The following is a 23,717-nucleotide window of genomic DNA, read 5'->3' as shown; positions in this document are numbered from 1 at the left end:
ACGAACCGATGCGACGAGGAAGGACCGCCATGTCGACCACAAGCACGACAACCCTGGACAGTCCCGTACTGCGAGCGATCACGACGCACACCCGGTCCGAGAACCCCAGCTCGTTCCTGGCCCTCAACACCGGGAACGGTGTCTTCGCCCTCCCCGGCGTCGACGGCGTCGCCGTCTACCGTCGGACCGGCCGCTACCTCGTGCAGTTCGGCGGCCCCTTCTCCGCCCCCGACGCCTACGGAAGGCTGCTCTCGGGCCTGCGTGAGTACGCTCGCCGCGAGCAGTTGCAGCTCGTGTCCGTCCAACTCCAGCGTCCGGACGCCGAGCAGTACCGGGAGGCCGGCTTCACGGTCAATCAGATCGGCGCCTCGTGGGCAGTGCACCTGCCCGAGTTCACCCTGCGCGGCACCCGCTTCATGCAGCTGCGCAACAAGATCTCCCGCGCCCTGCGCAACGGCCTGACGGTCGAGGAGGTGCCGACGAACGACTGGGCGGAGGCGCTGCACACGATCGACAACGCCTGGCTGACCTCCAAGGGCGAGCACGCCCGACCGCTGGAGTTCCTCGTCGGTGAGGTCGGCGGCCCCGCTCAGGAACACCGCCGGCTCTTCCTCGGCAGCATCGACGGCTCCCCGGTGAGTTACATCTCCTACTCGCCGGTGTACGGCAGCAGGAGCGGATGGATGCACGACCTGAGCCGGCGCATCCCAGGCGGCTCCCCGGGCCTGATGGAGGCCACCAACGCCGCCGCTATCGAGAAGTTCATCGGCGAGGGGGCGGAGTGGCTGCACTTCGGCTTCACCCCGTTCACCGGCCTGTCCGAGGACAACGAACTGCCCGGCAGCAGCCCCTCCTTCCAGTGGCTGATGCACTTCCTGTGGGCCGAGGGCGCCGCGCTGTACCCGGCGCAGTCGCAGCTGGACTACAAGGAGAAGTGGGCCCCGCATGCGGTGCTGCCCGAGTACGTGGCCTTCGACGGACCAGCGTCCATCGCCGCCTTCGCCCACATATTCCGCGCCTGCAACGCCTTCTGAGACACCTCAGCCACGTCCCGCACCGCTCGGCCACCCCGGCCGATCCCGGAATTGCCGTTTCACCCCGCAGGAGGAGCACATGACGACCACCCCCGCCCAGGGCGCCCGCTCCACGGACGAGCTCAAGCAGGCGCTCGTGGAATCGCTGATGGCCGTGATCGGCGCCCCGGACGACGAGCCGACGGCCGAGAGTGCCGCCGCGATCGTCCGTAACCTCGACGAGCGGCTGACCGCAGAGGCCGGTTCCCGCTGACCGTCCGGCAGCCGTGCCCCGGCCGTGGGCCGAGGGAGGACTGTGCACGGCACGGCGCGGCCCCCCAGGCGGAGACCGGGAGGGGTGGCCAGTGGCCCGCGGTGCGACGCCGCTTCGCACACGGAGATCTGCATCGGTGGTCCGGAGCACCCCTGGGACCGCTGCCCCTCGTGCCCACTGTCCCATTGTCCGCCGCTCGGCGTCCGGCCGTGCGCCGTGCAGCGCAGCGCCCGCGGCTTCTGTCGCGCACCTGCCGATCGGACGGCTGACCGCAGCTGCAACACGCGACACCGGGCTGGCCGGCGACTCCGCTTCCGGCGCCATCCCGCGGAGCCATCGCCCGCTCCCGCAGGCGCCGTCCCATCGACGGCACGGCCCGAACCGCCGGGCTGCCGGGCCCACGGCCGGTCCTGCGGTCGGTTTCTCCGATGCTGCCTCCGGCCGGAGCGCCGACTGGGGCTCCGCCGTGCCCACGGCCGGGCCGCCTGCCGTGCGGACCTCCCCCGCCGTTCCCCTATCCGCCCACCCCGCCGCCGGGCTCCCGTTGACCGCGCCGGCCCATGAACAGGCGGGGCCTCGACGCGGTGTCCCACGACGAGGTCAGAAGGGGCACCGCGCACGCCCGTGCACCTGTCAGCCCTGGATCAGCCGAACATCAGCCTGCCCTGTTTCGATCGCCAGGCGTACCGAACATCGCTGGGCGGATCTTCCGTCCTTCACCACAGAACGGGTGGACCGGCATGTCAGAACTCCGGAGCATCGGCCTGCGGATGCGTGAACTGCCTCCGGCGGACCTGCGGGACGCACTCGAGACGTTCGTCGTGGCGCGCTTCAAGCAGGTGCTGCTCATGGGGGACGACGAGGAACTCCCCCTCGACATCAGCTTCTTCGATCTCGGATTGACCTCCCTCAACCTGAGCCGACTGCGCAAGGGGCTGGAGGACGCCCTCGATGTCGCCATCGACGCGACCCTGCTCTTCAACAAGCCCACCGTCGACGAACTCGTCACCCATCTCAGCGAGCGGCTGGCCACCTCCGCGCACAGGCAATGACCGACATCGACAAGAAGGCTGGAGGGACGACATGACTGGCGAAGCCGAGGACGCCGAGCCGATCGCCATCGTGGGGATCGGATTGCGGTTCCCGGGCGGTTGTGAGTCGGCCGACGACTTCGACGACCTGCTGCGCGCCGGCCGTTCCGGAACAGGCCCGCTGCCCGAGGACCGCTGGGACGCCGAGGCGTTCCGCCCCGAGAGCCCGGACGAGAAGGGCAAGATCCACACCACGGGCGGCGGTTTCCTCGACCGGATCGACCTGTTCGATGCGCCGTTCTTCAACATCTCGCCCAAAGAGGCCCAGTACGTCGACCCTCAGCAGCGTCTCGTCCTCGAAACCGCCTGGCACGCCCTGGAGGACGCCAACATCGACCCGACGCCCCTGCGTCGGGGCAATGGAGGTGTGTACATCGGCGCCAGTTCGATCGACTACGCCCTGGAGATCGACGCGCTGCCCTACGAGGCACTCGACGGCCACCTGGCATCCGGCATCACGCTCTTCCCGCTGTCCGGGCGGCTGTCGTACTTCCTGGGCTGGCGTGGGCCGAGCATCAGCGTGGACACCGCCTGTTCCTCCTCGCTCAGCGCCCTGCACATGGCGGCTCAGGGGCTGCGGCTGGGAGAGTGCGACATCGCCCTGTGCGGTGGCGTCAACGTGCTGCACCACCCGCGCATCATGGTCATGTTCTCGCACGGTCAGATGCTGGCTCCCGACGGGCGGTGCAAGACCTTCGACGAGGACGCCGACGGCTACGTCCGCGCCGAGGGCTGCGGAATGCTCGTCCTGAAGCGGTACTCCGACGCCCGCCGTGACGGCGACCGGATCCTCGCCCTGGTCCGTGGTTCCGCCATCGGTCAGGACGGTGACAGCGCCGGGCTCACCGTGCCGCACGGCCCCGCTCAGGAACTGGTCATCCGGCGGGCGCTGACGGCGGCCGGGCTCGCCCCGTCCGACATCCAGTACGTGGAAGCGCACGGCACGGGCACACCGATCGGCGATCCCATCGAACTCGGCGCCATCATGGACGTCTTCGCCGAGTCGCACACCAAGGACGCGCCGCTGCTCTTGGGTTCGGCGAAGACCAATCTCGGGCACATGGAGCCCGCGTCCGGAATCGTCGGCGTGATCAAGACCGTGCTGCAGATGCGCGCCGGGACGGTCTACCCGCACCTCAATCTGCGCACGCCCTCCACGCGTATCCCCTGGGACACCTATCCCGTGCGGGTGCCCGACGCATGCGTTCCCTGGCCCTCGGGGACGCGGCGGGCGGTCGTCAACAGTTTCGGGTTCGCCGGCACGATCGCGGCCACGGTCCTGGAGGAGGCCCCCGGGCCGGAACAGGCCGAGCCGTCGCCCGCCGTCGACGGGCCGGCCGTCTTCACCCTGTCGGCCAAGAGCCCGGCAGGGCTGCGCCGGCAGGCGGAGCGGTATCTGGACTTCCTGGACGGATGGGATGACGGCGACGGCACAGGGCCCCTGTGCCGCACAGCGGCCACCGGCCGCGCCCACTTCGGGCACCGGCTGGCCGGTGTGGTCGAGGACGTCGCGGGCGTCCGCAGACTGCTCACCACCCGGCTCGCCGACGAGAAGGGCACTACTGCGGCACCCCGCAAGACCGCCTTCCTGTTCAGCGGACAGGGGGCCCAGTACGCCGGGATGGCCGCCGACCTGTATCGCCGCTTCCCGGTGTTCAGTGAGGTGGTCGACACCTGCGACGAACTCTTCGCACGACATCTGGACCGGTCCGTACGCGAGTTGTTGACGCAGGGGGAGAGCGTCGCCGCCGACATTCACCGCACGCAGTACACCCAGCCCGCGCTCTTCACGCTGGAGTACGCGCTGGCGCGGCTATGGATTTCCTGGGGCATCAAACCCAACGTCCTCATCGGGCACAGCATCGGCGAGGTGGTTGCCGCCACCGTCGCCGGGCTGTTCACCCTGCCCGACGCCGTGACGCTGGTCGCCGCCCGCGCTCGTCTGATGCAGTCCGTCCGGGCGCCCGGCGGGATGGTCGCCGTCAGCCGCGCTGTCGACGAGATCGAACCGAGGCTCGCTGACCGGCCCGGACTCGCCGTGGCCGCCGTCAACGCGCCCGCACAGTGCGTGATCTCCGGGGACCTGGCGGAACTGGAGCGCCTGACCGCCGAACTGGTCGGCCAGGGTGTCCGCGCCGAACGCCTCTCGGTGTCGCACGCCTTCCACTCCCCGCTCATGGCTGAGGTGTTCGACGACTTCCGCGCGGCGATGGCCGGCATCACCTTCCACGAGCCGACCGTGCCGCTCGTCTCCAATCTGACGGGCCGCGTCGCGAAGTACGCCGAGATCGCCACGGCCGACTACTGGGTACGCCACATCGGCGAACCCGTACGGTTCATGGAGGGCGTCCGAGCCGTCGAGAAGCGCGGCCGGCACACCTTCCTGGAGATCGGCCCCTCCGCCGCGCTGACCGCGCTCGCCCAGCAGAGCGTCGTCGGCGAGGGCCACCACTGGGTCGCGAGTCAGCGCCGCCGGGACAGCGGCGAGGGATCCCTGCTGCGTGCGCTCGCAGACCTGTACGTCGCCGGCGCACCGGTGAACTGGGCCGGGGTGTATGCCGGACAGCCTCCCACGGAGCGGATGCAGCTCCCCGGCCACGTCTTCGAACGCAAGCGGTACTGGCTGCCCCTCGGCGGTCGGTCGAGTGACGTCCGGGGCCCGGCCGTGCACCCTCTGCTGGGTCAGGAGACCACGCCGGACACGGTGGCGTCCGCCGCCGAGCAGAAGTGGCCCGGCATCCGGGAGTTCACGGCCCGGTATGCACCCGACGCTCCCTTCTGGCAGCCGCCGGGCTCCGGTTCCGACGGCGAAGGGCTGCTATCGGCGGCCGCGTACGTGGAGGTGGTCCTCGCCCTGCAGGACGCGGTCTACGGTCACACCCACGCTGTCGTACAGGACTTGTTGCTGCACGCGCCACTGCGGCCCGTCGGCGACGACGGGACCAAGGTACGCACCCGACTGCGGCCTCGGCCCGACGGCCGGGCCGACGTGGAGATCGTCAGTGGACCGGCCGAGGCGGAGACGCTGCACGCGACGGCGGTCGTCGACCCGTCCGCGGCGGCGTTCTCGCCCCAGGACTCCGGCCTGCCGACCGGACCCGTACGGGAACGGATCCGCAGCGCCGACGTCCTGACCGACCTGGCCGCCACGGGCTGGGACGCCGAGCGGTTCGGGATGCTCACCGAGATCGTGCGACACGAGGACGGCACGCTCGTCGGGAACCTCGTCCTGCGTCGCGCGAACGCCACGGAGCACCTGCCCGTCGACGTGCTGGAGTGCGCTCTGCTCACCGCCGTCGCCCTTGACAACAGCCCCGCTTTCACCCCGACCGGCCTGGGCGCGCTGCGGCTTCTGAAGAAGCCGCGCGGCGAACGGCTCAGTGTCGTCGCCCGCGTCACCGGCACCGGAACCGGTCCGCGCACCGCCGATCTGCTCATCCGGGACGAGGATGCGCCGGTCGCCGTGGTGACCGGCGTCGAGTACCGTCCGGCGTTGCCGCCGGAGCGCATGCCGTCGCTGCTGCACCGGCACCGCTGGGTGCGCCGGTCGATGCCCCCGACCGCCGACCCCGCGGGCCGACGGGTCGTGCTGCTCGGTGCGGCCCGCGACCAGGCGGAGGCGCTCGCCGCACACGCCGCCCGGAACGGATTGCGGATCACGGCCCTCGACGAGCGCGACGACCTGGGCGCGGCGCTCCGTGGCGATGCCCCGGAGCAGGACACATTGCCCGACGGCCCGGTCACCGACCTGTGCTGGTTCTGGCAGCCGCCTGCCCGCCCGGCCGAGCCCGACGGGCACGCCCGGCTGCATGCGGAGTGCGAGCACAACTTCCGCCGCCTTCTCGACGCCGTCGCCGCCGTGACCGGCGCCGACCTGTCCCAGAGCCCGCGCCTGTGGCTGGTCACCACGCGCGCGCAGTGGCTGCCCCTGGACCGGCCCGACGGAGCGGAACAGCCGGCTGCCGCGATGTTGTGGGGCTTTGGTCATGTCCTGCTCAACGAGAACCCTCGCACCCGTACCACTCTTGTGGACCTGTCCTCGACCACCGATGTCCGGTGCCTCGTCGACGCGCTGCTGACCCCGGACACCGGTGACCACCAGCTCGCCTACCGCGACGGACAGCGCCATGTGCGGCGGCTGCTGCCCGGCGACTCGACCCCGGCCTGGGACGGCGACTTCGAGGGGATGGCACCCGAAGCGGGCGGGCCGGGGCAGCCCCGGCTGGTGCCCGCCGAGAGCACCGCGCCCACCGGCGACCAGATCCAGGTGCGGGTACGGGCCGCGGCCCTGGCGCGCCGCACCGGCACCGCCGCACCGGCCACTCTGGGATTCGGCTGCGCGGGCACCGTCGTCGCCGCCGGAGCCGGGGCTGCGCTCGCCGTCGGCACCGAGGTCGTCGTCGCCCACCACAGCACTCTGCGGCGCACCCTGACGGTGTCCGGAGCATCGGCCGCCCCCGCGCCGCGGCAGGCCGACCCCGCGACGGCCGCGGCGTCCTTCGCGGCGTACGCCGCGGCCCACCACGCCCTGATCACCAGGGCGGGACTCACTGCCGGTGAACGGGTACTGGTGCACGGCACCGACCGGGCGGCGGTGCGGGCGGTGGTGGCACTGGCGGCGCGGACCGGCGCCGAGGTGTATGTCACCGCGGAGCCCGAGGAGGCGGAGAGGCTGCGCGGCCTCGGTGCCCGCCGTGTCCTCGGCCTTCCTGATCGAACCGAGGGCAGGCAGATGCCGTCGCTGGTCGGGGCGCCGGAGATCGACCTGCTGGTCGGCGTTCCCGACGAGCCGCTCCCTCCGCAGGCAGTCGCCGGCCTGGCCGCCGGTGGCAGGACCGTCACCGTTGCGCCCTGGTCCGGGGCGTTCGACCCCGGCACGGCGGACCGGATCAGTGAGGCCCTTCAGCAGGGGGAGCTTCCCCTGCTGCCCGTCCGCGGTTATGACCTCGACGAGCTCTCCGAGGCTTGTGAGGTCGCTGAGAACGGCCGCGAGGGGCATGTCGTGGTCATGCTGGAAAGGGGGGAGCGCGACGCCGAGGACGCGGCGCCAGCCCTCGTCTCGCCCCGGCCGGATGCCCACCGGCCCGTCACCGTCCGGCCCGACCGCGTATACCTGGTCACCGGCGGTCTCGGTGGCCTCGGACTGGTCACCGCACGAGCCCTGGTGGACCTCGGTGCCCGGCATCTGCTGCTCGTCAGCCGAAGCGGCACCCCCGCCCCCGAGGCGGCCGCAGTCCTCGACGACCTCTCCGCCCGCGCCCAGGTCACCGTCGCACGCGCCGACGTCTCCTCGCCCACGGACATGGCACGCCTGCGACACCGGCTGCGCACCGGTCCGGCCCCGCTGGGCGGCATCGTCCATGCGGCGGGCGTCGCCGGCAAGTCCCTCATCGGCAACCTGACCTGGGAGGCCATCGACGCCCAGTTGGCGGCCCAGGCGTACGGGGGCTGGCTGCTGCACGAACTCGCCCTGGAGAGCCCCGAACTCGACCTGTTCTTCGTCCACTCCTCCATCTCCTCCGTGCTCGGCGGCCCCACCCAGGCGCACTATGCGGCCGCGTTCTCCTTCCTTGACCACTTGGTCGCCCTGCGCCGCCGGTCGGGGCTGCCGGCCCTGTCGATCAACTGGGGCGCGTGGGGCGGGGTGGGCATGTCCGCCCGGCTCGACGAGAACCTCGGCCGGGAGCTGGAGCGCAGCGGCATCCGGTTGTTCTCGCCGTCCAGGGCCCTGCGGCTGTTCCAACAGCTTCTCGCCCGCCCCCACGGCCCCTACGTCGCCGGATGGTTCGACTGGAACGCGTACGTCGCGCCGAGCATGGTCGACAACGCGCTCTACGCGGAACTGGTCGACGGCAGCGACCCGGCCGGCGACGACCGCTTCGACCCGACTGCCTTCCTCGCCAAACCCGAGGCGGAACGCCGGGAGGCCGTCGACCGGATGGTGCGCGAGTCGGTCGCCGCGGCCCTCCAGGCCGAGGACGCGGAACAGGTGGAACCGACCGCGCCCTTCGTCTCCCTGGGGCTGGATTCGCTGATGGCACTGCAGCTCAAGACAACCCTGGAACAGGCATTCAGGATCCCGTTGCCCGCCACGCTCACCTTCGACCACCCCTCGCCCCGCGACCTCGCGGACTTCCTCGTCGGCCAACTGGAGGCGCACCGTGAGTGAGCATGACTGGACCCTCGTCGCGACCGCCGCGGCGCACGCCCGCGACCGAGCCGACCACCCCGCGATCCGCTGCGAGGACCGCGCGGTGAGCTACGGTCGGCTGCACCGCGACGCCAACCGCGTCGCCCACGCCCTGCATGCGTCCGGCGTGCGACGCGGCTCCCGAATCGCCTACCTGGGCCGCGAGTCCGAGTACTACTACACCGCGATCATCGGGTGCGCCAAGGCCGCCGCGGTGCTCGTACCGGTCAACTGGCGGCTCACCGCACCGGAGATCGACCACATTCTGCGCGATGCCCAGGCCGAACTCGTCTTCGTGGACGAGGAGTTCCGTGACCGGGTGGAAGTGCTGAGGCCGCAGTTACCCCGGCTGCGGGATGTCGTACCGGTCGACCGGCCCGGCGACGCTGACCCGGGCGCCGGGCTGCGCGCTTGGTGGTCCCGGGCCCCCGACACCGATCCGGGCATTGCCGTCGGGCCGGAGGACGCGGTGGTCCAGATCTACACCAGCGGAACCACCGGCCGCCCCAAGGGAGCCGTCGTCCCGCACCGCGGTTTCTTCACCCTTCCCGCGGCGCAGCGAACGGCGGGCGTGTGCTGGCTCGACTGGCGTCCCGAGGACGTCAGCCTCATCTCGCTGCCGGGGCTCGGCACCGCCGGGATCGGCTGGTTCATGCATGGCTTCAACGCCGGCCTGACCAATGTGGTGATGCGTGAGTTCCTCGCCCAGGAGGCCGTGCGGCTGATCCGCGAACACCGCGTGACCATCACCTTCGCCGCACCGGCCATGCTGCAGATGATGCTCGATGAGCGCACCGCCGACCGAGCCGCCTTCACCTCCATGCGCAAGATCGCTTACGGCGGGGCGCCCATCACCGAGTCCCTCCTGCTGCGCTGCCTGGACACGTTCGGCTGCGAGTTCGCCCAGATCTACGCCAGCACCGAGACGGTGAGCGTCGCGGTCTGTCTGCCGCCCGCCGACCACCAGCCGGGAAGTCCACTGCTGCGCTCCGCCGGGAAGGCGTGCCCCGGCAACGAACTGAAGGTCGTCGACACGCAGGGACACAGCCTCGGCCCGGGAGAGATCGGTCAGGTGTGTGTCAAAGCCCCTTCCACCATGCTGGAGTACTGGAATCTCCCGGACGGCACCCGCAGGACGCTGGTGGACGGGTGGCTGCTCATGGGGGACGCCGGCTATCTGGACGAGCAGGGCTACCTGTTCCTGTGCGACCGGATCAACGACACCATCATCGTCGCCGGGCAGAACATCTACCCGGCCGAGGTGGAGAAGGCATTGTGCGAACACCCGGCGGTGGCCGACGCGGCCGTCGTCGGCCTGCCTCACCCGGACTGGGGAGAGGCGGTGCACGCCTGCGTCGTACTCCGCGGTGACGCCCCGCCCACCCCACGGCAACTGCTGCTGTTCCTGCGTGAGCGGCTCGCCGACTACAAACTGCCGACCGCCTTCCACTTCGCCGACGTCCTCGAGCGCAACCCGGCGGGCAAGGTGCTGCGCCGGGCCGTGCGCGAGCGACTCGCCCACCAGTGAGGAAGCAGCAGTGAGGAAGCATCCGACATGACCCAGCCGCCCAGCGACACCCACCCCGCGACCGGTCCGCCTGCGACCACTCCGCTCCGCATAGGCCTGCTGCTGCCCACCAGAGAGCAGGCCATCAACGGAAGCTTCGCGGCCGCCCCTCTGCTGGAGCTGGCCCGCCGCGCCGAGGAACTCGGCTTCGACTCCGTGTGGGTCGGCGACTCCCTGATCGCCCGGCCGCGTCTCGACCCGCTGACCCTCCTCGCCGCTGCCGCTGCGGTCACCACGCGCCTCACCTTGGGTACCGCCGCTCTTACGGCAGCTCTGCGGCACCCGTTGATCGGCGCCCATACCGTCGCGAGCCTGGACCACGTGGCACGGTCCCGGCTGGTTCTCGGCCTTGGTGCGGGCTTCCCGGTTCCCGAGACCGAGGAGGAATTCGACGCGGTCGGCACCGAGTTCGCCACGCGTGTGGGGCGGTTGGACGAGACCGTCGCTCTGTGGCGGACGGCTTGGAACAGCACACGTGCCGGCACCTCCCAGGATTTCTTCGGCCGGTACTGGAAGGCCGATGGACTGCACCGGCTACCCCCGCCGCACCGGGCCGGCGGGCCACCGCTGTGGCTCGCCGGCAGCGACACGCCCGCAGTGCTGCGCCGGGTCGCCCGGTACTACGACGGCTGGCTGCCCTTCCTGCCCTCCGCCGAGCAGTACGCCACGGCGTGGCGGCGGATCGGCGACCACATGGCCGAATCGGGCCGTCCCGACGGATCCGTTACACCCGCGCTCTACGCCACGCTCACCCCGGACGCCGACCGGGCGGCCGCGCGGCGCGAACTGGACCACTACCTGCGCCGGTACTACGGTCGCCCGCTCGATGCGATGGCATCCCTGCAGGCCTACGGCTGGGGCAGCCCCGCCGACTGCGCCGAATGGCTGGCCGAATACGTCAGCGCGGGTGCCCGGCATCTGGTGCTTCGCGTGGGCTCGCTCGCCATGGAGCGCCACATCGACGCGATCGCCGAGGTCGTACTGCCCGCCCTGCGCGCCCTCTTCCCCGCTCCACTCCACCGACCGGAGGAAACCCTGTGAGCAACTCCCTCGCCGGCAAGGTCTCCACACACGGCCACTGGTTCCACCCGGCCGATGTGTCGTCCGAGGCCAGGATCCGGCTCTTCCTCTTCCCGCACGCCGGTAGCGGCGCGATCATCTACCGCGACTGGCCCGACCTGCTGCCGCCAGACATCGCCGCCCAGGCCGTCACCCTGCCGGGCCGTCAGGAACGGCGCGACGAGACGGCGTACACGGCGTGGGAGCCCCTGCTGGACGGGCTCTACGAGGTGGTGCTCGCCGAGCTGGACGACCGGCCCTTCGCGTTCTTCGGCCACTGCCTGGGCGCCCAGCTCGCCTACCACCTGTCGGTGCGCATGGCACAGGAACGGGTACGCGGGCCGGTCCTGCTCGGTATGTCCGGCTGGGCCCCCGACGGCTTCTTCAACCCGACCGAGCAGCACATCGGCATGCCGCAGGAGGAACTCGTCGGCTGGATCAAGAAGCTGGGGTCCTTCCCGGCCGAGATCTACGACAACCCCGAGATGCTCCAGATGGTCATTCCGGCGCTGCGCGCCGACCTGTCGGTGGCGGCCCAGCGCGTCGACGACGGTGCAGTGGTGCCGTGTCCGCTCGTCTCCTACGGTGGCAAATCCGACCCGCTGATGGAGGAGGCGGAGGCCTTCGCGTCCTGGGTGCCGCGCGCTCCCCAGTACCTGGGCCACAGCGAGTACCCGGGCGGCCACTTCTTCATCGACAAGCACGCCCTGGCGGTCACCTCCGACTTCACCCGCCACCTCAGCCGGCTTGCCGAGCAGGCCGACTGAGCATGGCCGGCCACCTCCCCGGGGCCACCGGGGCAGGTGGCCGGGTGCATTACCTGTCACGTAATCGACGCTACGGAACGCCTCTGGAAGAGTCCGATCCATGATGTCTTCCCATGCCCCCCACGACGGCGCCGACGCGGCAGTCACACGCATGAAGGCCGAGGCGATCAGCCGCCTGGCGACCCGTCAGAACGTCGACCTGGAACCGAGCAGGCTGGCCCGCGATGCCGGACTCGATCCCGCGCGGACCGAGGGGCTCTTCCCGGACCGGGACAGCCTGCTCACCGCACTCGTCCTGGACGCCTACCGCGGCATGGGCGACAGTGCGGAGCGCGCCGAGGCCGAGGCGGAGAAGGCGGGAGCAGGCCGGCTGGGTCGCTGGGTCGCCTGCTGGGTGGGCGTGCGCGACTGGGCGCTGGCCCACCCCGAGGAGTACGTGCTGATCTGGGGCCGCCCCGTGCCCGGCTACGACGCCCCGCCGGAGACCATGGTCGCGGGTGCGCGCACCGTGCTGGTGCTCATCGGCCTGGTGCGCGACGCCCTGCAGGACGGAGAACTCGCCGTGGACCATGTCCCCGAACCCGCTCTGACCAAAGGCATGGTGCGTACCACCCGGGAGCTGGCCGAGGGCCTGCTGAGCGGGCTGCCCGCCCCCGTCATCGCCCGCATGCTCATCATGTGGACCCAGCTGCACGGCATGGTCGGCTTCGAGGTCAACGGCCATGTCGCGGGCGTCGCAGCCGATCCGGCGGCGTTCTTCACCCACGCCGCGACGGCCATGGGGCAATACGTCGGGCTGACCCGCTGACCACGGACGTCCGGGCGGGTGCCGCGGGGGTCGCCGTCACCCGCCCGGTGCGTCAGCAACCGGTCAGAAGCGGATCAGCAGCCGGTCAGGACCGGCCGCGATAGTGGGCGTACCACCGGCGGCTCCGAAGGAGACGAGTGATGCTCGAATCAGCGGACAAGGTTCTGGACTGGCCCTTTCCCCGGACGAAGTCCGGCTGTCCGGCGCAGATACTCGCCGAAGTACGCGAGGAGCCACCGTGTGCGGTCCGCATACCGGAGGGCGCGGCGCAATCGCGGCGCGCATGGCTGATCACCAAGTACGCGGAGGTCCGCCAGGCATTGATGGACCCGCGGCTGAGCGCCGACGAGACCCTGCCCGGTGCGCCCGTACGCATCCAGGTGGACCCCAGTCAGAAGCCCGGGTCCTTCCTGCGCATGGACGACCCGGAGCACGCACGGTTACGGGGGCTGATCGCCACCGAGTTCACCGCCCGCCGGGTCCGCAAGCTGCGACCCGCGATCCAGAAGCTGATCGACGAACTCCTCGACGACCTGGCCGGCCGGCCGCGGCCGACGGATCTGCAGGACGTGTTCTCCCGCAAGCTGCCCACGCTGGTCGTCGCACGGCTGCTCGGGGTCCCCGACGAGGACTCCGCCTACTTCGTGGAGAAGACCCGGGTCACCATCTCCCAGGGTGACCCGGCACGCTCCTATGCGGCCTACACCGAGATGTCCGAGTACCTGGGGGTCCTGGCCACCCGCAAGCTCGACGACCCGCAGGACGACATGATGAGCAGGCTCGCCGTCAACCACCTCGCCACCGGACACATCACACTCGACGAACTCATCGGCATCGCACGGCTGGTGCTGGTCGCCGGCCATGAGACCACCACCAACCAGATCGCCCTGAACATCCTGAGCCTGCTCACCGACGACGCGCTGCGCGCCGAGGTGCTGGCCGACGACGGCGCCCTCGTCCCGGAGTACGTGGAGGAGGCCATGCGGTACTGGTCGATCTCCCAGGACGCCATCGTGCGTCAGGCGCTGGAGGACGTGGAGATGGGCGGGGTGGTCATGAAGAAGGGCGATGCCGTGGTCATCTCCATCCCGGCGGGCAACCACGATCCCTCGGTGTTCCCGCACCCGGACCGCATCGACCTGACGCGCGACAGCAACAAGCACCTTCAGTGGGGCAACGGTCCGCACTACTGCCAGGGTGCCCCACTCGCCCGGCTGGAGATGGACCTCGCGCTGCGCACGCTCTTCCGGCGCTTTCCCACACTGCACCTGGCCGCCGACGACCCGGACAGCGTCTTCCGCACCGGAACCGTGTTCCATGGAGTTCGGCACCTGCCAGTGAGCTGGTGACCAAAAGGAAGGGAAGGGCGGGTGACCGGAATTATCCGGCCACCCGCCCTGTGTTTTCCGGGGCCGCGGACTCTGCGGGGGATTCAGAGCCCGACGGCACCGGAAGCGTCCACCGCTCTTTCGCGGTTCCTCAGATTTCCTCGGGGAACTGATGATCGGTCAGCACCCGGCCGTCCGGGGCGAACGCCAGGTACTCGGTGCCGCGGGCCACGACGTCGCCGCCGTCCTTGGGCGCCATGTCCCAGGTGAGACGGGCCGTGGTGTGGTTGACCGCGTGCGCATGCAGCCGGAAAGCGAATCCCTTGGCGACGAACTCGTCGTACGCCTCCGTCACCGCCTCCTCGATTTCTGCGTGACCCTTGAACTCGCGGCCCGTGTTCGCGTACAGGGCGTCCTCGTGCCAGACCTCCGCGACAGCTTTACGGCGGCGGACCGGATCCGGCTCGTTCCAGACAGCGAGGTAGCGCTCCACAAAACCGTTGTCGCTCACGTTTTTTCCTCCAGAGAAAAGGCTGTACGACGACACGGCGTCCGTACCCGAAAAGCGTTTCACCGATCGGACCGCCCTGTCGATTACCTGCGGGGTAATGCACGGGCGCGGCAAATGCCTGCCACGGCCTGGTCCGGGGCCGGGGCGGAGACGTCGTCAGAGCTGCATCAGGCCCGGGTCAGCTCCGGCGGGGAGCCTGTGCACACAGCAGATGTCCGAGAGGAGCGCAGTCATGGCGGAGTCCGCCGTCGCCCAGTTGGAGGAGTGCCTCATCGTCGCCAATCCGGCCGCCGGCACGGTCGGAGAGGAACTGGTGCGCGATGTGGTGGCCCGCTGCGCGCGCCACACACGTGTCACCGTGGTGAGCACCACCGCACCCGGCGACGCGACCGAAGCCGCACGCCAGGCGGTCAGTCGGCCGTCGGCGGAGGGCATGCGGGTGGTCGTGGCCGTCGGCGGGGACGGCACTGTTCTCGAAGTGGTCGACGGCCTGATGGCCGACGGCGCACCCGCAGACCGATGCGCCCTGCTCGTCGTCCCGGCCGGCACCGGCAACTCCGGCTACCGCTCGCACTGGGGAACGCGCCCCTGGCAGGAAGCGGTCGATCACGCGCTCGCCGGCCCGGGGCGCGCGCTGCGTCGGCTCGACCTGGCCCGCGTCCGTGAACTGGACGCGCTCGTGGTGCTCGGCGCGGGCGCCGGCCTCACCGCCGAAGTGCTGCACAGCTCCCGCGGCATGCCCCAGCGGGGCAAGGCCCGCCTGCAGGCCGGGCTGGAGCACGCGGCCGCCTCGTACGCGCCGTATCAGGGTCGTGTCACCGTCGACGGAACGGTCGTGCACGAGGGCGGGACCGTTCTGGTCAACATCGGCGGCGGACGCCACCGTGCCTGGCAGTACCTGGTGCTGCCGCACTCGGTGCTCGACGACGGGCTGCTGGACGTCTGCGTCGTGGGGGAGGGCACCGATCCCGTCGAGGTGCCGGCGCTGCTGCGCGACGGCCGGCACCTGGACCGGCCCGGCACGGTCCACCGGACGGGCCGCACCGTCGTCGTGGAGCGCACCGACGGCCGGCCGCTCTGCTTCGAGCACGACGGGGAGCTCGTACCGTACGCGGGGACGAGGATCACACTCGACGTCCTGCCCGGTGCGCTCCCGGTGTTGTGCGATCCGGAGCCTGCCGCAGCCGAGGCCCGCCGATGACCGCCGGCCCCGCGCACCCGTCGCACGCCCGGCCGGCCCGGCTCGCCGAACTCGCCGCATGGGGCGCTGCCCTGCGTCCGTCCGATCTGCCCGAGCGGGTGATCGCGCTGGCCCGCAGTCAAGTCCTGTCGCAGCTCGCCGCCATCCGCGCCGGTCTCGGGCACCCGCTGGGACGCAGACTGGTCACTGCCTACGGTTCTCCGCTGCAGAACGACCCCTCGCACGCCGCCGCCGTCCTCGCGGGCCTGGGATCCTGGCTCAACCTCGACGACACCGCCTACGCCGGGCATCTGTCGAACTCGACCGTGGCCGTGCCGCTGGCGTACGCGCGGGCCCTGAACCTCGACGGGGCCGCGCTGCTGACCGCCGTCGTGGCGGCCAACGAGTGCGCCGCGCGAGTCACCGCCGCGGGGACCCTCGGGCCGTTCCGCGGACAGACCGCCGCGCACACCAGCCTGGTGGGCGCCGTCGCCGGGCGGCTGCACTGCACGGGGACCGATGCCGGCATCTGGACCCACGCCCTCGGGCTCGCGCTCACCATGCCCCCCTGGACCTTGCTCCACGGCTTCCTGGGCGGCGACGCCCGCCTGCTCACCGCCCTGAACCCGGTCCGTGCCGCCATGGACGCCTGCAGCGCTGCTGAGGCCGGCCTGACTGCGGCGCCCGACGTCCTGGAACACCCAGAGGGTTTCCTCGCCCGGTTTGCCGCGGTCCCGCTGCCCGAGGCGGTCACCGAGAGTCTCGGCAAGCGCTGGCACACCGACACGTTGTCCTTCAAAGTGAGGCCGGGCGGCCCTGGCGTGGACACTGCCGTGGACTGCGCCCTGCGCCTGCGTCGGCAGTTGCCCACCGGTCGATTCGACACCCCGGACGACATCGAGGAGATCGTCGTCGAGACCTCCCGCTACACCACCTACGTCGCGCGCCTCGCCGAGGAGCACGGCCATGGACCGGACACGGCGCCGAGCGTTCTCCCGCTCTCGGTCCCGTACGCGGTCGCGACCGCGCTCCTGACCGGCGACCTGACCGTGGCCGACTTCGCCGCTCCTGCCACCAGAGACCCGCGCCGTTGGTACCTCGCCGCCCGGGTCCGGCTGGTCGAGGACCCCGGGATGACGGACGATCTGCTCGGCGGTGCCGCACCCCTGGGGGCGGCGATCCGCCGGGCCGGCGAGCGTGCCATGCCCTGGCTGGAGTCGTTCGCCGGTGCGGACGCTGCCGCGCGCGTCGTGTTCGGCCCGCCGGAGGAGACCTTCACGGACGCCGCGAAGTACACCGGTTCGCGGCTGACCGTGCGGTGGACGGACGGCGGCCGGGCCGTGGCCCGCCAGGACATCCCCGTGGGCGGTGCCGGTCCCGACACCCGCTCCGGGCACCGCAGGCTGGTCGAGGAGAAGTTCCGCACCACCGGCGGCCCGGCGGAGGTCGCTCGGCTGTGCGCACGCCTGGAGGAACTTTCTCCCGCGGAGGTCTCTTCGCTCGTGGAGCGAGCGCTCGGACCGGCCTGAGCAGAACGAGCGGGCGATTGCAGTAGCTGGGAATCTGCCCGGAAAGCGGAAACGGAGGAACCGGAACGTGCGGCCAGTATCCTGCTGAACGCCGTCAGTGCCGTATCAGCACGAGATCAGTGCATTCTGGCAACATAGTACTCGTGAACGGCACGGAGAAACCCGGGCCGGGAACGGGGAGAGGTGCCCGGAGTGGTTTATCGGGGTCCGGCTCTTACGCCGGACGGGCTCATCGGCCCACGCAGGTTCAAATCCTGCCCTCTCCGCTCTGCCCCCGGTGCACGGCCGGCAGCCTCCCCGGAAATACCGCCTACCGAAATGGTGGGCGGTATTTCTTGTTTTTCCCGAACGCTCGGCTCGCGCCGCCCGCCCCGGGAAGTGTCCCGAGGTTCGGGCGGCGGGCTTTCGTCAGCATCTGACGGGGTGGAAATCTCGTAATGAGGGAGCCTGGTTGAGGATGTCGCGGAAACGTTGCCGCAACTCCATGGACGGCTCCATGCCCAGTTCGTCGACCAGCCTTCGACGCGCGCTGTTGTAGGCCTCTATGGCCTCGGCCTGTCGCCCGCACCGATACAGGGCCAGCATGAGCATTTCCGTGATGCGCTCCCGCCACGGATGTACTGAGCTCATGCGTTTGAGTTCCCCTATTACATGCGTCGGGTCCTCACACCCGATGCTCAGCCAGAGCTTGTCCTCGAGGGCGGTCATGTACTCCTCGTCGAGTTGCAGGGCAACGCTCTGGCATATCGGACCGGCCGCAACGTCCTGCAGCGGAGAACCTCGCCACAGGTCAAGGGCCTCGTCGAGCAGTGCATAGGCCTTGCGCGGATCCTTGTCGACAACACGACGCGATTCCGCGACTCCGCTGCGGAACAGAGTCGTGTCGAGGTTGTCCCAGTCGTTCTCGAGTGCGTAGCCGGAGGCACCTGTCATCACGCAGGGCCCTTTGCCGGCAGCTGCGGGCAGCCTCTGCAATGTGCCGCGCAGCCGGTAGATATGGGCTTGAAGCGAGTTGTTCGCCGTCGTCGGGGGGCTCTCACCCCAGAGTTCCGTGTAGAGCTGTTCTGCGGGCACAGGTCGGCCGCCGCTGACGAGCAGGGCAGCGAGCAGAGTCCGCTGACGTGAACCGCGAATGCTGTGGAACTGGCCTTCGATCTCATAACCGACCGGTCCGAGAATTGTGAACCGCACTACCCTGATTCCCCCTAGTTTATGCGCTATGAAACTCCATTTTAATTACGCTGACCCTCCTGGCGGAGGGGTAGCGCTTGATCGGTACCGCACCGGTACTCGGAGGTGCATATACTGTGAAGATGATGCGAGTGAATGTTGCCGTGTTCAATCCTGCCATGACTGTGTGCGGTACACGCCCGGTCAGGTCGGCTGGTACACCGATACTCGCCAGCGGAATGACTCGCTCCGCCGATGAGTTCTGCGATTTTTTCCGATTTATCCCCAGTCTTGAGTGTCGGGAAGCGGTGCTCCGTCGCTTCCCGCGAGGGCCGCTGGCCTTGTGAGAATCCTTTCGACGTGACCCCGGCGGCGTTTCACAGAAAGAAGTCACGGGGCTTCATGTGCGGCAGCCCGTGCGTTTGGCCGGATTTCTTCATTACCTCTCACGTAATTGACCTGAAGGGTCGGCCGCTGGAAGCTGTGTGACCGGCTGCCGCCTCCGTCGAGGCCGGCGCCATGCCCCAGCGCATGCCTTGAGCGGAGTCCAAGAATGACGTCAGAAACGTACGCCAATACAGAGGGCCGCGCCGTCGGCGACGCCGGAGGGCCGTCCTGGGGTGCCCTGGCGGTCGTCATGGTCGGCACGTTCATGACCGTGCTCGACTACTTCATCGCCAATGTGGCCATCCCCGCCATCCAGAGCGATCTCCACGCCAGCTCCGCGCAGGCCCAGCTCGTCATCGTCGGCTATGGCGTTGCCTTCACCGCGGGCATGATCACCGGAGGCCGGATCGGTGACCTGTTCGGGCGCCGTCGTATGTTCGTTCTGGGGCTCGCGTTGTTCGGCCTGGCGTCGGCCGCCTGCGGTCTGGCCCCGAACGCCGATCTGCTGGTGGTGGCGCGGATCGTGCAGGGCGCGGCGGCCTCGCTGATGGTGCCCCAGGTTCTCGGGATCCTCGGCACCGTCTACACGGGACCGCGCCGGGCCGCTGCGTTCAACGTCTACGGCCTCGTCGTCGGCCTTGCCGGCGTGTTCGGGCAGCTGATCGGCGGTCTGTTGATCACCCTCGACCTTGGCGGTCTCGACTGGCGGACGATCTTCCTCATCAATGTGCCGATCAGCCTCGTCACGCTCGCCTTCGTCTCCCGCGCGGTGCCCGAGTCCCGCAACGCCGACGGCACCCGCCTCGACCTGTCCGGAGCGATCCTTGTCACGGCCGCGCTCGGCTTGCTGGTGACCGCCCTGGTCGAGGGCCGCGAGCAGGGCTGGCCGGCCTGGAGCTGGGCGTGCCTCGCGGCTGCTGTTGTCCTCCTCGCCCTGTCCGTCGCCCATCTGCGCCGGCGCAGCCGCGAGGGCCGCGGCCCGCTCATCGATCTCGAGCTGTTCCGCAGCCGCCTGTTCTCCATCGGCCTGGCCGCCACGGTCACGTACTTTCTGGCGATGGGCTCCTTCTTCTTCCTGCTCGCCCTCTACCTGCAGGAAGGCCGGGGACTGAGCCCGCTGGAGTCCGGCTTGCTCTTCCTCTCCCTGGGCGCCGGGTACTTCGGCTCCTCCCTGGTGTCCGCCCGGCTCGCGGCGCGACTCGGCCGCCGTCTGGTCGCCTTCGGCCCGCTCACGCTCGCCACCGGCTACATCCTGACCGGCGTGGCCGTGAACGTCACCGGCACCGACGGATCCATCCTCTGGCTCATCCCCTTCCTGCTGATCGCCGGGATGGGCATGGGAATGACGACCGGGCCGCTCACCGCGCTGGTCCTCTCCGGTGCCGCACCGGAGCACGCTGCGTCCGCCTCAGGAGCTGTCAACACCGCACAGGAGGGCGGCGCCGCCATCGGTGTGGCCATCGCCGGCACCGTGTTCTTCCCCGCTCTGGGGGGCTCGGCGGTGGCGGCCGACTATCCGCACGCCTTCAGCGTCTCGCTCATTCCGCTCGCCGTCTTCTGTTGCGCCGCCGCGGCGATGGTCTGGCTGATGCCGCGCGCGACGACGGACTGAGTTCATGGCCGGCACCGGCGAACGCCGCGGCCGACGGTTCGAACTCCACGGAAGGGATCCCCATGCCGTACATCACGACGCCCGACGCGACGAACCTTCACTACACGGACTGGGGGGCGGGCCGGCCGGTGGTGCTACTGGCCACCGGCGTGATGAGCTCCCGGATGTGGGAACTCCAGGCCTCGCACCTGGCCAAGCGGGGTCTGCGCTGCGTAAGTTACGACCGTCGCGGTTGCGGCCGCTCGGACTGGCCCTGGGACGGTTACGACTACGACACCCTGGCCGATGACCTTGCCGCGGTGCTGGAGAGCAGGGACCTGCGCGACGTGACCCTGGTCGGCTGCGCAGTGGGGGCGGGCGAGGCGGTGCGCTACCTGGCCCGGTACGGCGCCGACCGGGTCAGCCGGCTGATCCTCGTCAGCCCGACGACGCCGTTCATGATGCGCAGTCCTGACAATCCCGACGGCATCGATCGAGCCGTGCTGGACGAGATGACGGAGGCCATCGAACAGGACCGGCCGCGCTGGGCCGCCGAACTGGCCGGACCGTTCTTCGGCGGAGCCGATGCACCGCTCTATCCCGCAGCCGCAGCCGACCCGGCACGCCTGCCGGTCTCAACCGAACTGGCCCGCTGGATGGCGGACCTGACGCTGGACAGTTCACCCCGGGCCACCGTAGAGATCTGCCGCACCCTGTTCACCACCGACCAGCGCGAAGAGACGGCGAAGGTCCCTCTGCCCACTCTGGTCATTCACGGCGATGCCGATCTCGCGGCCCCGCTGGAACTGTGCGGCGCGCGGACGGCAGACCTCATACCCGACTGCTCCTTCGTCCGGTACGAGGGCGCCGCCCACGGACTGTTCGCCTCTCACGCCGAACGGCTCAACAAGGACATCGTGTCCTTCCTGTCCGGCTGATCCTCAACCGCGGCGCTGAACACGGTGGCGGTGTGCGCGTTCGCCGGATGCATCGTCTCCAGCGACAGCTCCGCCACCGTGATGTCGGTGGCCGCTCCGAACGTGGTGATAGTGCTGAAGAACCGCAACTCCGTGCCCAGCGCTCGTACTCGAATCGAAGCGACGATGGTGTCCGAGAGTTCTGTGCAGTCCTTCATCGACCGGGGACCGTAGGTCGACACTTCCTCGTACAGCTCGCGCAGCTCCTCGCGGCCGGAGTACACGGATTGCCGGTAGAGCCTGCCGAGGAGGTGACTGCGCCATTCGTCGACGTTGACGACCTGGCGGGCCAGGCCTTCCGGGTGGAGGCAGACCCGCATCACGTTGACCGGCGGGACCAGCAGGGCCGGGGACACATCGGCCAGCAGCAGTTGGGCCCCGCGGTTCATGGACAAGATGTTCTCACCGGCGTCGACGGCGAGGGCAGGGTAGGGGTTGTGCGCCGTGATCAGGCGGTCGACAGCTTCCCGTACGACCTTGAGCCGCGGCGCGTCAAGGGACGTCTCCTGGTACAACGGCGAATAACCCGCCGCGACGAGCAGGGTGTTCCGCTGTCTGAGCGGGACCTCCAGGCTGTCGGCGAGCCGGTGCACCAGGGCTCGGCTCGGCCGGGAGCGGCCGGTTTCGATGAAGCTGAGGTGCCGTGCCGAGATCTCGGTCTGGAGGGCGAGTTCCTGCTGGCTGAGCTTCCGTCGCCGACGCCACTCCCGTAAGAGTGGCCCGACTCCGTCCGAATTGCTGAGCGTAGTCATTCGACCCATAGTAGGTGTCAGAGCCAAGAACTCCTCGTCGCTCCGCTGAAATCTGTTCGGCCAAGGGGTTAAGGGCCCTGCGTGCCGCTTCGGTCACCTGGCCCCTTGAGTTGAGGGCGGACACGTGTCAGGCCCAACCACCGCGGCAGGATGGGGCCGGCCCGGTGGACGGGTTCAACTCGGGTACGCAACCGGTGAGTTCCTAGCTCACTTCCTCCTGAAACCACTCGCGCTGCATGCGGCCGTAGTCCTGAAGACGGCGCACCGCGCCGGGTCCATCCGTCGGCGGTCCAGGCCAACTCCACAGGGGCGGGGGTCGCCGTGCTCCACGGCCAGGTGGACGAACGCTACGGGGGAGACACGCGGATGCCAGGGCCGCACAGCATGCGGAGGTCTTCGGGGTCTGACGTCAGGACGGTCACGGGGGCGGGCGAGGCGAGTGCGGTGGCGGCCACGATCGCGTCGAGTGCGTATTTGTGGCCGTGCAGGCCGGCCGCGGCGAGGAGCTTGCCGGCGTGGCGGGCGATGGTTTCGGTGGGCGGGATGATGTTGACGCGGGAGACGGCGTAGTCGAAGCGGGCCTGGTCGGTTTTGGGGTCGCGGGCTTCGACGCGGCTCCTGCTGGGTGAACGGGTTCGCCTCGGTCTTGTCGACGCTGGGCGGGTTCACGAGCGTGGCGGCGTTCTCGCTGCTCATGCGGCGGCAATGGGACATCTTCAGGGCGCGGGACAGGATGCGGCGCAGCTTCACGACGTGCGGGGGAGCGTGGCCGGCGTCGAGCAGGGCGCGGTACGTGCGCTCCAGGTGCTCGGGTTGCAGCTTGTCGATCCGGTGCTGTCCGACGCCGGTGAGACGGGTCTCCATGCACTCGGCGACGGTCGGTGCGCGCCCCGCTTCGGTAGCGCGGGCATCGTCGCGTTGCCGGTCCAACTCCTTGACCCTGCGCTTGATTTCGGGTTCGGACTTGGCACGGCGCCGAGAGGTGGGCGGCGGACTTCGTCGTGACGCCGGGTACCCCGAGTACGCCGGCGAGCGGACCATGGTGCAGGTCCGCGGCAAGGGCGCAGACCGCGCCGGCTGCTCGAGCCCCGTCCCCTCGAGATATTCTCCATTCGGCGAATTGGCGCGCACATGACGTAAGATGCGCCCCTGGCGATCTACACAGAAGAGGAATTGTGAAGAAGGCGCATATAGGTCTCGTGGTGGTGTGCACTCTCATGGTCGCCGCCTGCGGGGGAAGCGACACGCCGGTTGACACGTCCCGCCTGACGGACCGGGAGAGGGAATGGGTCGATTATTCCTACGCCCACGAGAAGAACGATGAGATCAAAAGGGCGTGGGAAGAGCTGACCGCTGACGGCGTCAAGTCCTACCTTGACGGACAACGCTCCAGCCTGTGCGGCGATACGGCGGCACTGATGACGAACCTGAAGAAAGCGGGCTACGAGGCAGGCGAAATGCAGGAGTACAAGGAGAAGGTCGAAGAACTCCTCTGCTCACCTCAGTAGTCAGTAGAGCGAAGG

The 23,717-nt window shown here is 69.9% G+C and carries 17 protein-coding genes, 1 tRNA gene and 2 pseudogenes; 15 read left to right on the top strand and 5 right to left on the bottom strand.

The genetic code is table 11. The features are described from left to right. Positions 1-29 precede the first annotated feature (29 nt). From ACFYRX_RS23865 to ACFYRX_RS23825, 9 genes are all read left to right on the top strand, one after another. The gene (locus ACFYRX_RS23865) at positions 30-1,034 is read left to right on the top strand and encodes a DUF2156 domain-containing protein (protein WP_389103109.1); all 1,005 of its coding nucleotides are present in this window, start codon (positions 30-32) and stop codon (positions 1,032-1,034) included. A 79-nt stretch (positions 1,035-1,113) separates the two neighbouring features. Then, positions 1,114-1,287, top strand: a complete 174-nt coding sequence (locus tag ACFYRX_RS23860; protein WP_389103107.1) for a hypothetical protein — start codon at positions 1,114-1,116, stop codon at positions 1,285-1,287. A gap of 740 nt (positions 1,288-2,027) precedes the next feature. Further along, positions 2,028-2,339, top strand: a complete 312-nt coding sequence (locus ACFYRX_RS23855) for an acyl carrier protein (protein WP_389103104.1) — start codon at positions 2,028-2,030, stop codon at positions 2,337-2,339. Between the two features lie 31 nt (positions 2,340-2,370). After that, complete coding sequence (locus ACFYRX_RS23850) at positions 2,371-8,547, top strand: SDR family NAD(P)-dependent oxidoreductase (protein ID WP_389103101.1); 6,177 nt, start codon at positions 2,371-2,373, stop codon at positions 8,545-8,547. Further along, entirely contained in the window at positions 8,540-10,096 is a 1,557-nt protein-coding gene (locus ACFYRX_RS23845) for a long-chain-fatty-acid--CoA ligase (protein ID WP_389103098.1), read from the top strand. Before ACFYRX_RS23850 ends, ACFYRX_RS23845 begins: the two co-directional genes overlap by 8 nt. A 27-nt stretch (positions 10,097-10,123) precedes the next feature. Beyond that, positions 10,124-11,176: an LLM class flavin-dependent oxidoreductase gene (locus tag ACFYRX_RS23840; RefSeq protein ID WP_389103096.1), complete on the top strand. Its 1,053-nt coding sequence runs from the start codon at positions 10,124-10,126 to the stop codon at positions 11,174-11,176. After that, on the top strand, positions 11,173-11,961 hold the full coding sequence (locus ACFYRX_RS23835) for a thioesterase II family protein (RefSeq protein WP_389103095.1): 789 nt from the start codon (positions 11,173-11,175) through the stop codon (positions 11,959-11,961). Before ACFYRX_RS23840 ends, ACFYRX_RS23835 begins: the two co-directional genes overlap by 4 nt. A gap of 100 nt (positions 11,962-12,061) precedes the next feature. Continuing rightward, positions 12,062-12,769: a TetR-like C-terminal domain-containing protein gene (locus ACFYRX_RS23830; protein ID WP_389103093.1), complete on the top strand. Its 708-nt coding sequence runs from the start codon at positions 12,062-12,064 to the stop codon at positions 12,767-12,769. Between the two features lie 140 nt (positions 12,770-12,909). Further along, on the top strand, positions 12,910-14,118 hold the full coding sequence (locus ACFYRX_RS23825) for a cytochrome P450 (RefSeq protein ID WP_389103090.1): 1,209 nt from the start codon (positions 12,910-12,912) through the stop codon (positions 14,116-14,118). 130 nt (positions 14,119-14,248) lie between these two features. On the opposite strand, the gene ACFYRX_RS23820 is transcribed toward ACFYRX_RS23825, so the two are convergent. Further along, a complete protein-coding gene (locus ACFYRX_RS23820; RefSeq protein ID WP_389103087.1) occupies positions 14,249-14,608 on the bottom strand; it encodes a nuclear transport factor 2 family protein in 360 nt (119 codons plus the stop codon). Positions 14,609-14,840: 232 nt separating this feature from the next. Here ACFYRX_RS23820 and ACFYRX_RS23815 point away from each other — a divergent pair, with 232 nt between their 5' ends. The 3 genes from ACFYRX_RS23815 to ACFYRX_RS23805 all read left to right on the top strand — a co-directional run bounded on the left by ACFYRX_RS23815 (position 14,841) and on the right by ACFYRX_RS23805 (position 17,583). Further along, complete coding sequence (locus ACFYRX_RS23815) at positions 14,841-15,809, top strand: diacylglycerol/lipid kinase family protein (RefSeq protein WP_389103085.1); 969 nt, start codon at positions 14,841-14,843, stop codon at positions 15,807-15,809. Next, on the top strand, positions 15,806-17,317 hold the full coding sequence (locus ACFYRX_RS23810) for an MmgE/PrpD family protein (RefSeq protein WP_389103082.1): 1,512 nt from the start codon (positions 15,806-15,808) through the stop codon (positions 17,315-17,317). Before ACFYRX_RS23815 ends, ACFYRX_RS23810 begins: the two co-directional genes overlap by 4 nt. Positions 17,318-17,494: 177 nt before the next feature. After that, positions 17,495-17,583, top strand: a tRNA-Lys gene (locus ACFYRX_RS23805). Positions 17,584-17,725: 142 nt separating this feature from the next. On the opposite strand, the gene ACFYRX_RS23800 is transcribed toward ACFYRX_RS23805, so the two are convergent. Further along, the gene (locus ACFYRX_RS23800; RefSeq protein WP_389103079.1) at positions 17,726-18,508 is read right to left on the bottom strand and encodes a BTAD domain-containing putative transcriptional regulator; all 783 of its coding nucleotides are present in this window, start codon (positions 18,506-18,508) and stop codon (positions 17,726-17,728) included. Between the two features lie 532 nt (positions 18,509-19,040). Between ACFYRX_RS23800 and ACFYRX_RS23795 the strand changes: the two genes are divergently transcribed. Together ACFYRX_RS23795 and ACFYRX_RS23790 are read left to right on the top strand one after the other, a co-directional pair. Beyond that, a complete protein-coding gene (locus ACFYRX_RS23795; protein WP_389103076.1) occupies positions 19,041-20,486 on the top strand; it encodes an MFS transporter in 1,446 nt (481 codons plus the stop codon). A 62-nt stretch (positions 20,487-20,548) separates the two neighbouring features. After that, positions 20,549-21,403 carry an alpha/beta fold hydrolase gene (locus tag ACFYRX_RS23790; RefSeq protein ID WP_389103073.1) on the top strand — a complete coding sequence of 285 codons (855 nt, stop codon included), beginning with the start codon at positions 20,549-20,551 and terminating at the stop codon, positions 21,401-21,403. On the opposite strand, the gene ACFYRX_RS23785 is transcribed toward ACFYRX_RS23790, so the two are convergent. The 3 genes and pseudogenes from ACFYRX_RS23785 to ACFYRX_RS23775 all read right to left on the bottom strand — a co-directional run. Next, positions 21,355-22,194 (bottom strand): helix-turn-helix domain-containing protein, encoded by an 840-nt coding sequence (locus ACFYRX_RS23785; protein WP_389103070.1) that lies wholly within the window; start codon positions 22,192-22,194, stop codon positions 21,355-21,357. The two genes, ACFYRX_RS23790 and ACFYRX_RS23785, sit on opposite strands and share 49 nt — an antisense overlap. Positions 22,195-22,541: 347 nt before the next feature. Next, positions 22,542-22,805 (bottom strand): annotated as a pseudogene (locus tag ACFYRX_RS23780) (type II toxin-antitoxin system VapC family toxin); the annotation flags it as partial. Beyond that, positions 22,804-23,235, bottom strand: a pseudogene (locus ACFYRX_RS23775) (hypothetical protein); the annotation flags it as partial. The pseudogenes ACFYRX_RS23775 and ACFYRX_RS23780, both read right to left, overlap by 2 nt. Before the next feature lie 134 nt (positions 23,236-23,369). On the opposite strand from ACFYRX_RS23775, the gene ACFYRX_RS23770 reads away from it, so the two are divergent. Next, positions 23,370-23,702: a hypothetical protein gene (locus ACFYRX_RS23770; protein ID WP_389103066.1), complete on the top strand. Its 333-nt coding sequence runs from the start codon at positions 23,370-23,372 to the stop codon at positions 23,700-23,702. Positions 23,703-23,717: the final 15 nt, after the last annotated feature.

It is taken from the genome of Streptomyces sp. NPDC005374, assembly GCF_042872225.1.
In the GTDB taxonomy this organism is placed as follows: Bacteria; Actinomycetota; Actinomycetes; order Streptomycetales; family Streptomycetaceae; genus Streptomyces.
This window is presented reverse-complemented; position numbering and strand designations above follow the sequence as displayed.

What these genes read in the sequence shown, in the direction of transcription:
- ACFYRX_RS23865 (WP_389103109.1), top strand. Translation starts at nt 30, where the DNA reads ATGTCGACCACAAGCACGACAACCCTGGACAGTCCCGTACTGCGAGCG.
- ACFYRX_RS23860 (WP_389103107.1), top strand. Translation starts at nt 1,114, where the DNA reads ATGACGACCACCCCCGCCCAGGGCGCCCGCTCCACGGACGAGCTCAAG.
- ACFYRX_RS23855 (WP_389103104.1), top strand. Translation starts at nt 2,028, where the DNA reads ATGTCAGAACTCCGGAGCATCGGCCTGCGGATGCGTGAACTGCCTCCG.
- ACFYRX_RS23850 (WP_389103101.1), top strand. Translation starts at nt 2,371, where the DNA reads ATGACTGGCGAAGCCGAGGACGCCGAGCCGATCGCCATCGTGGGGATC.
- ACFYRX_RS23840 (WP_389103096.1), top strand. Translation starts at nt 10,124, where the DNA reads ATGACCCAGCCGCCCAGCGACACCCACCCCGCGACCGGTCCGCCTGCG.
- ACFYRX_RS23830 (WP_389103093.1), top strand. Translation starts at nt 12,062, where the DNA reads ATGATGTCTTCCCATGCCCCCCACGACGGCGCCGACGCGGCAGTCACA.
- ACFYRX_RS23825 (WP_389103090.1), top strand. Translation starts at nt 12,910, where the DNA reads ATGCTCGAATCAGCGGACAAGGTTCTGGACTGGCCCTTTCCCCGGACG.
- ACFYRX_RS23815 (WP_389103085.1), top strand. Translation starts at nt 14,841, where the DNA reads ATGGCGGAGTCCGCCGTCGCCCAGTTGGAGGAGTGCCTCATCGTCGCC.
- ACFYRX_RS23810 (WP_389103082.1), top strand. Translation starts at nt 15,806, where the DNA reads ATGACCGCCGGCCCCGCGCACCCGTCGCACGCCCGGCCGGCCCGGCTC.
- ACFYRX_RS23795 (WP_389103076.1), top strand. Translation starts at nt 19,041, where the DNA reads ATGACGTCAGAAACGTACGCCAATACAGAGGGCCGCGCCGTCGGCGAC.
- ACFYRX_RS23790 (WP_389103073.1), top strand. Translation starts at nt 20,549, where the DNA reads ATGCCGTACATCACGACGCCCGACGCGACGAACCTTCACTACACGGAC.
- ACFYRX_RS23785 (WP_389103070.1), bottom strand. Translation starts at nt 22,194, where the DNA reads ATGACTACGCTCAGCAATTCGGACGGAGTCGGGCCACTCTTACGGGAG.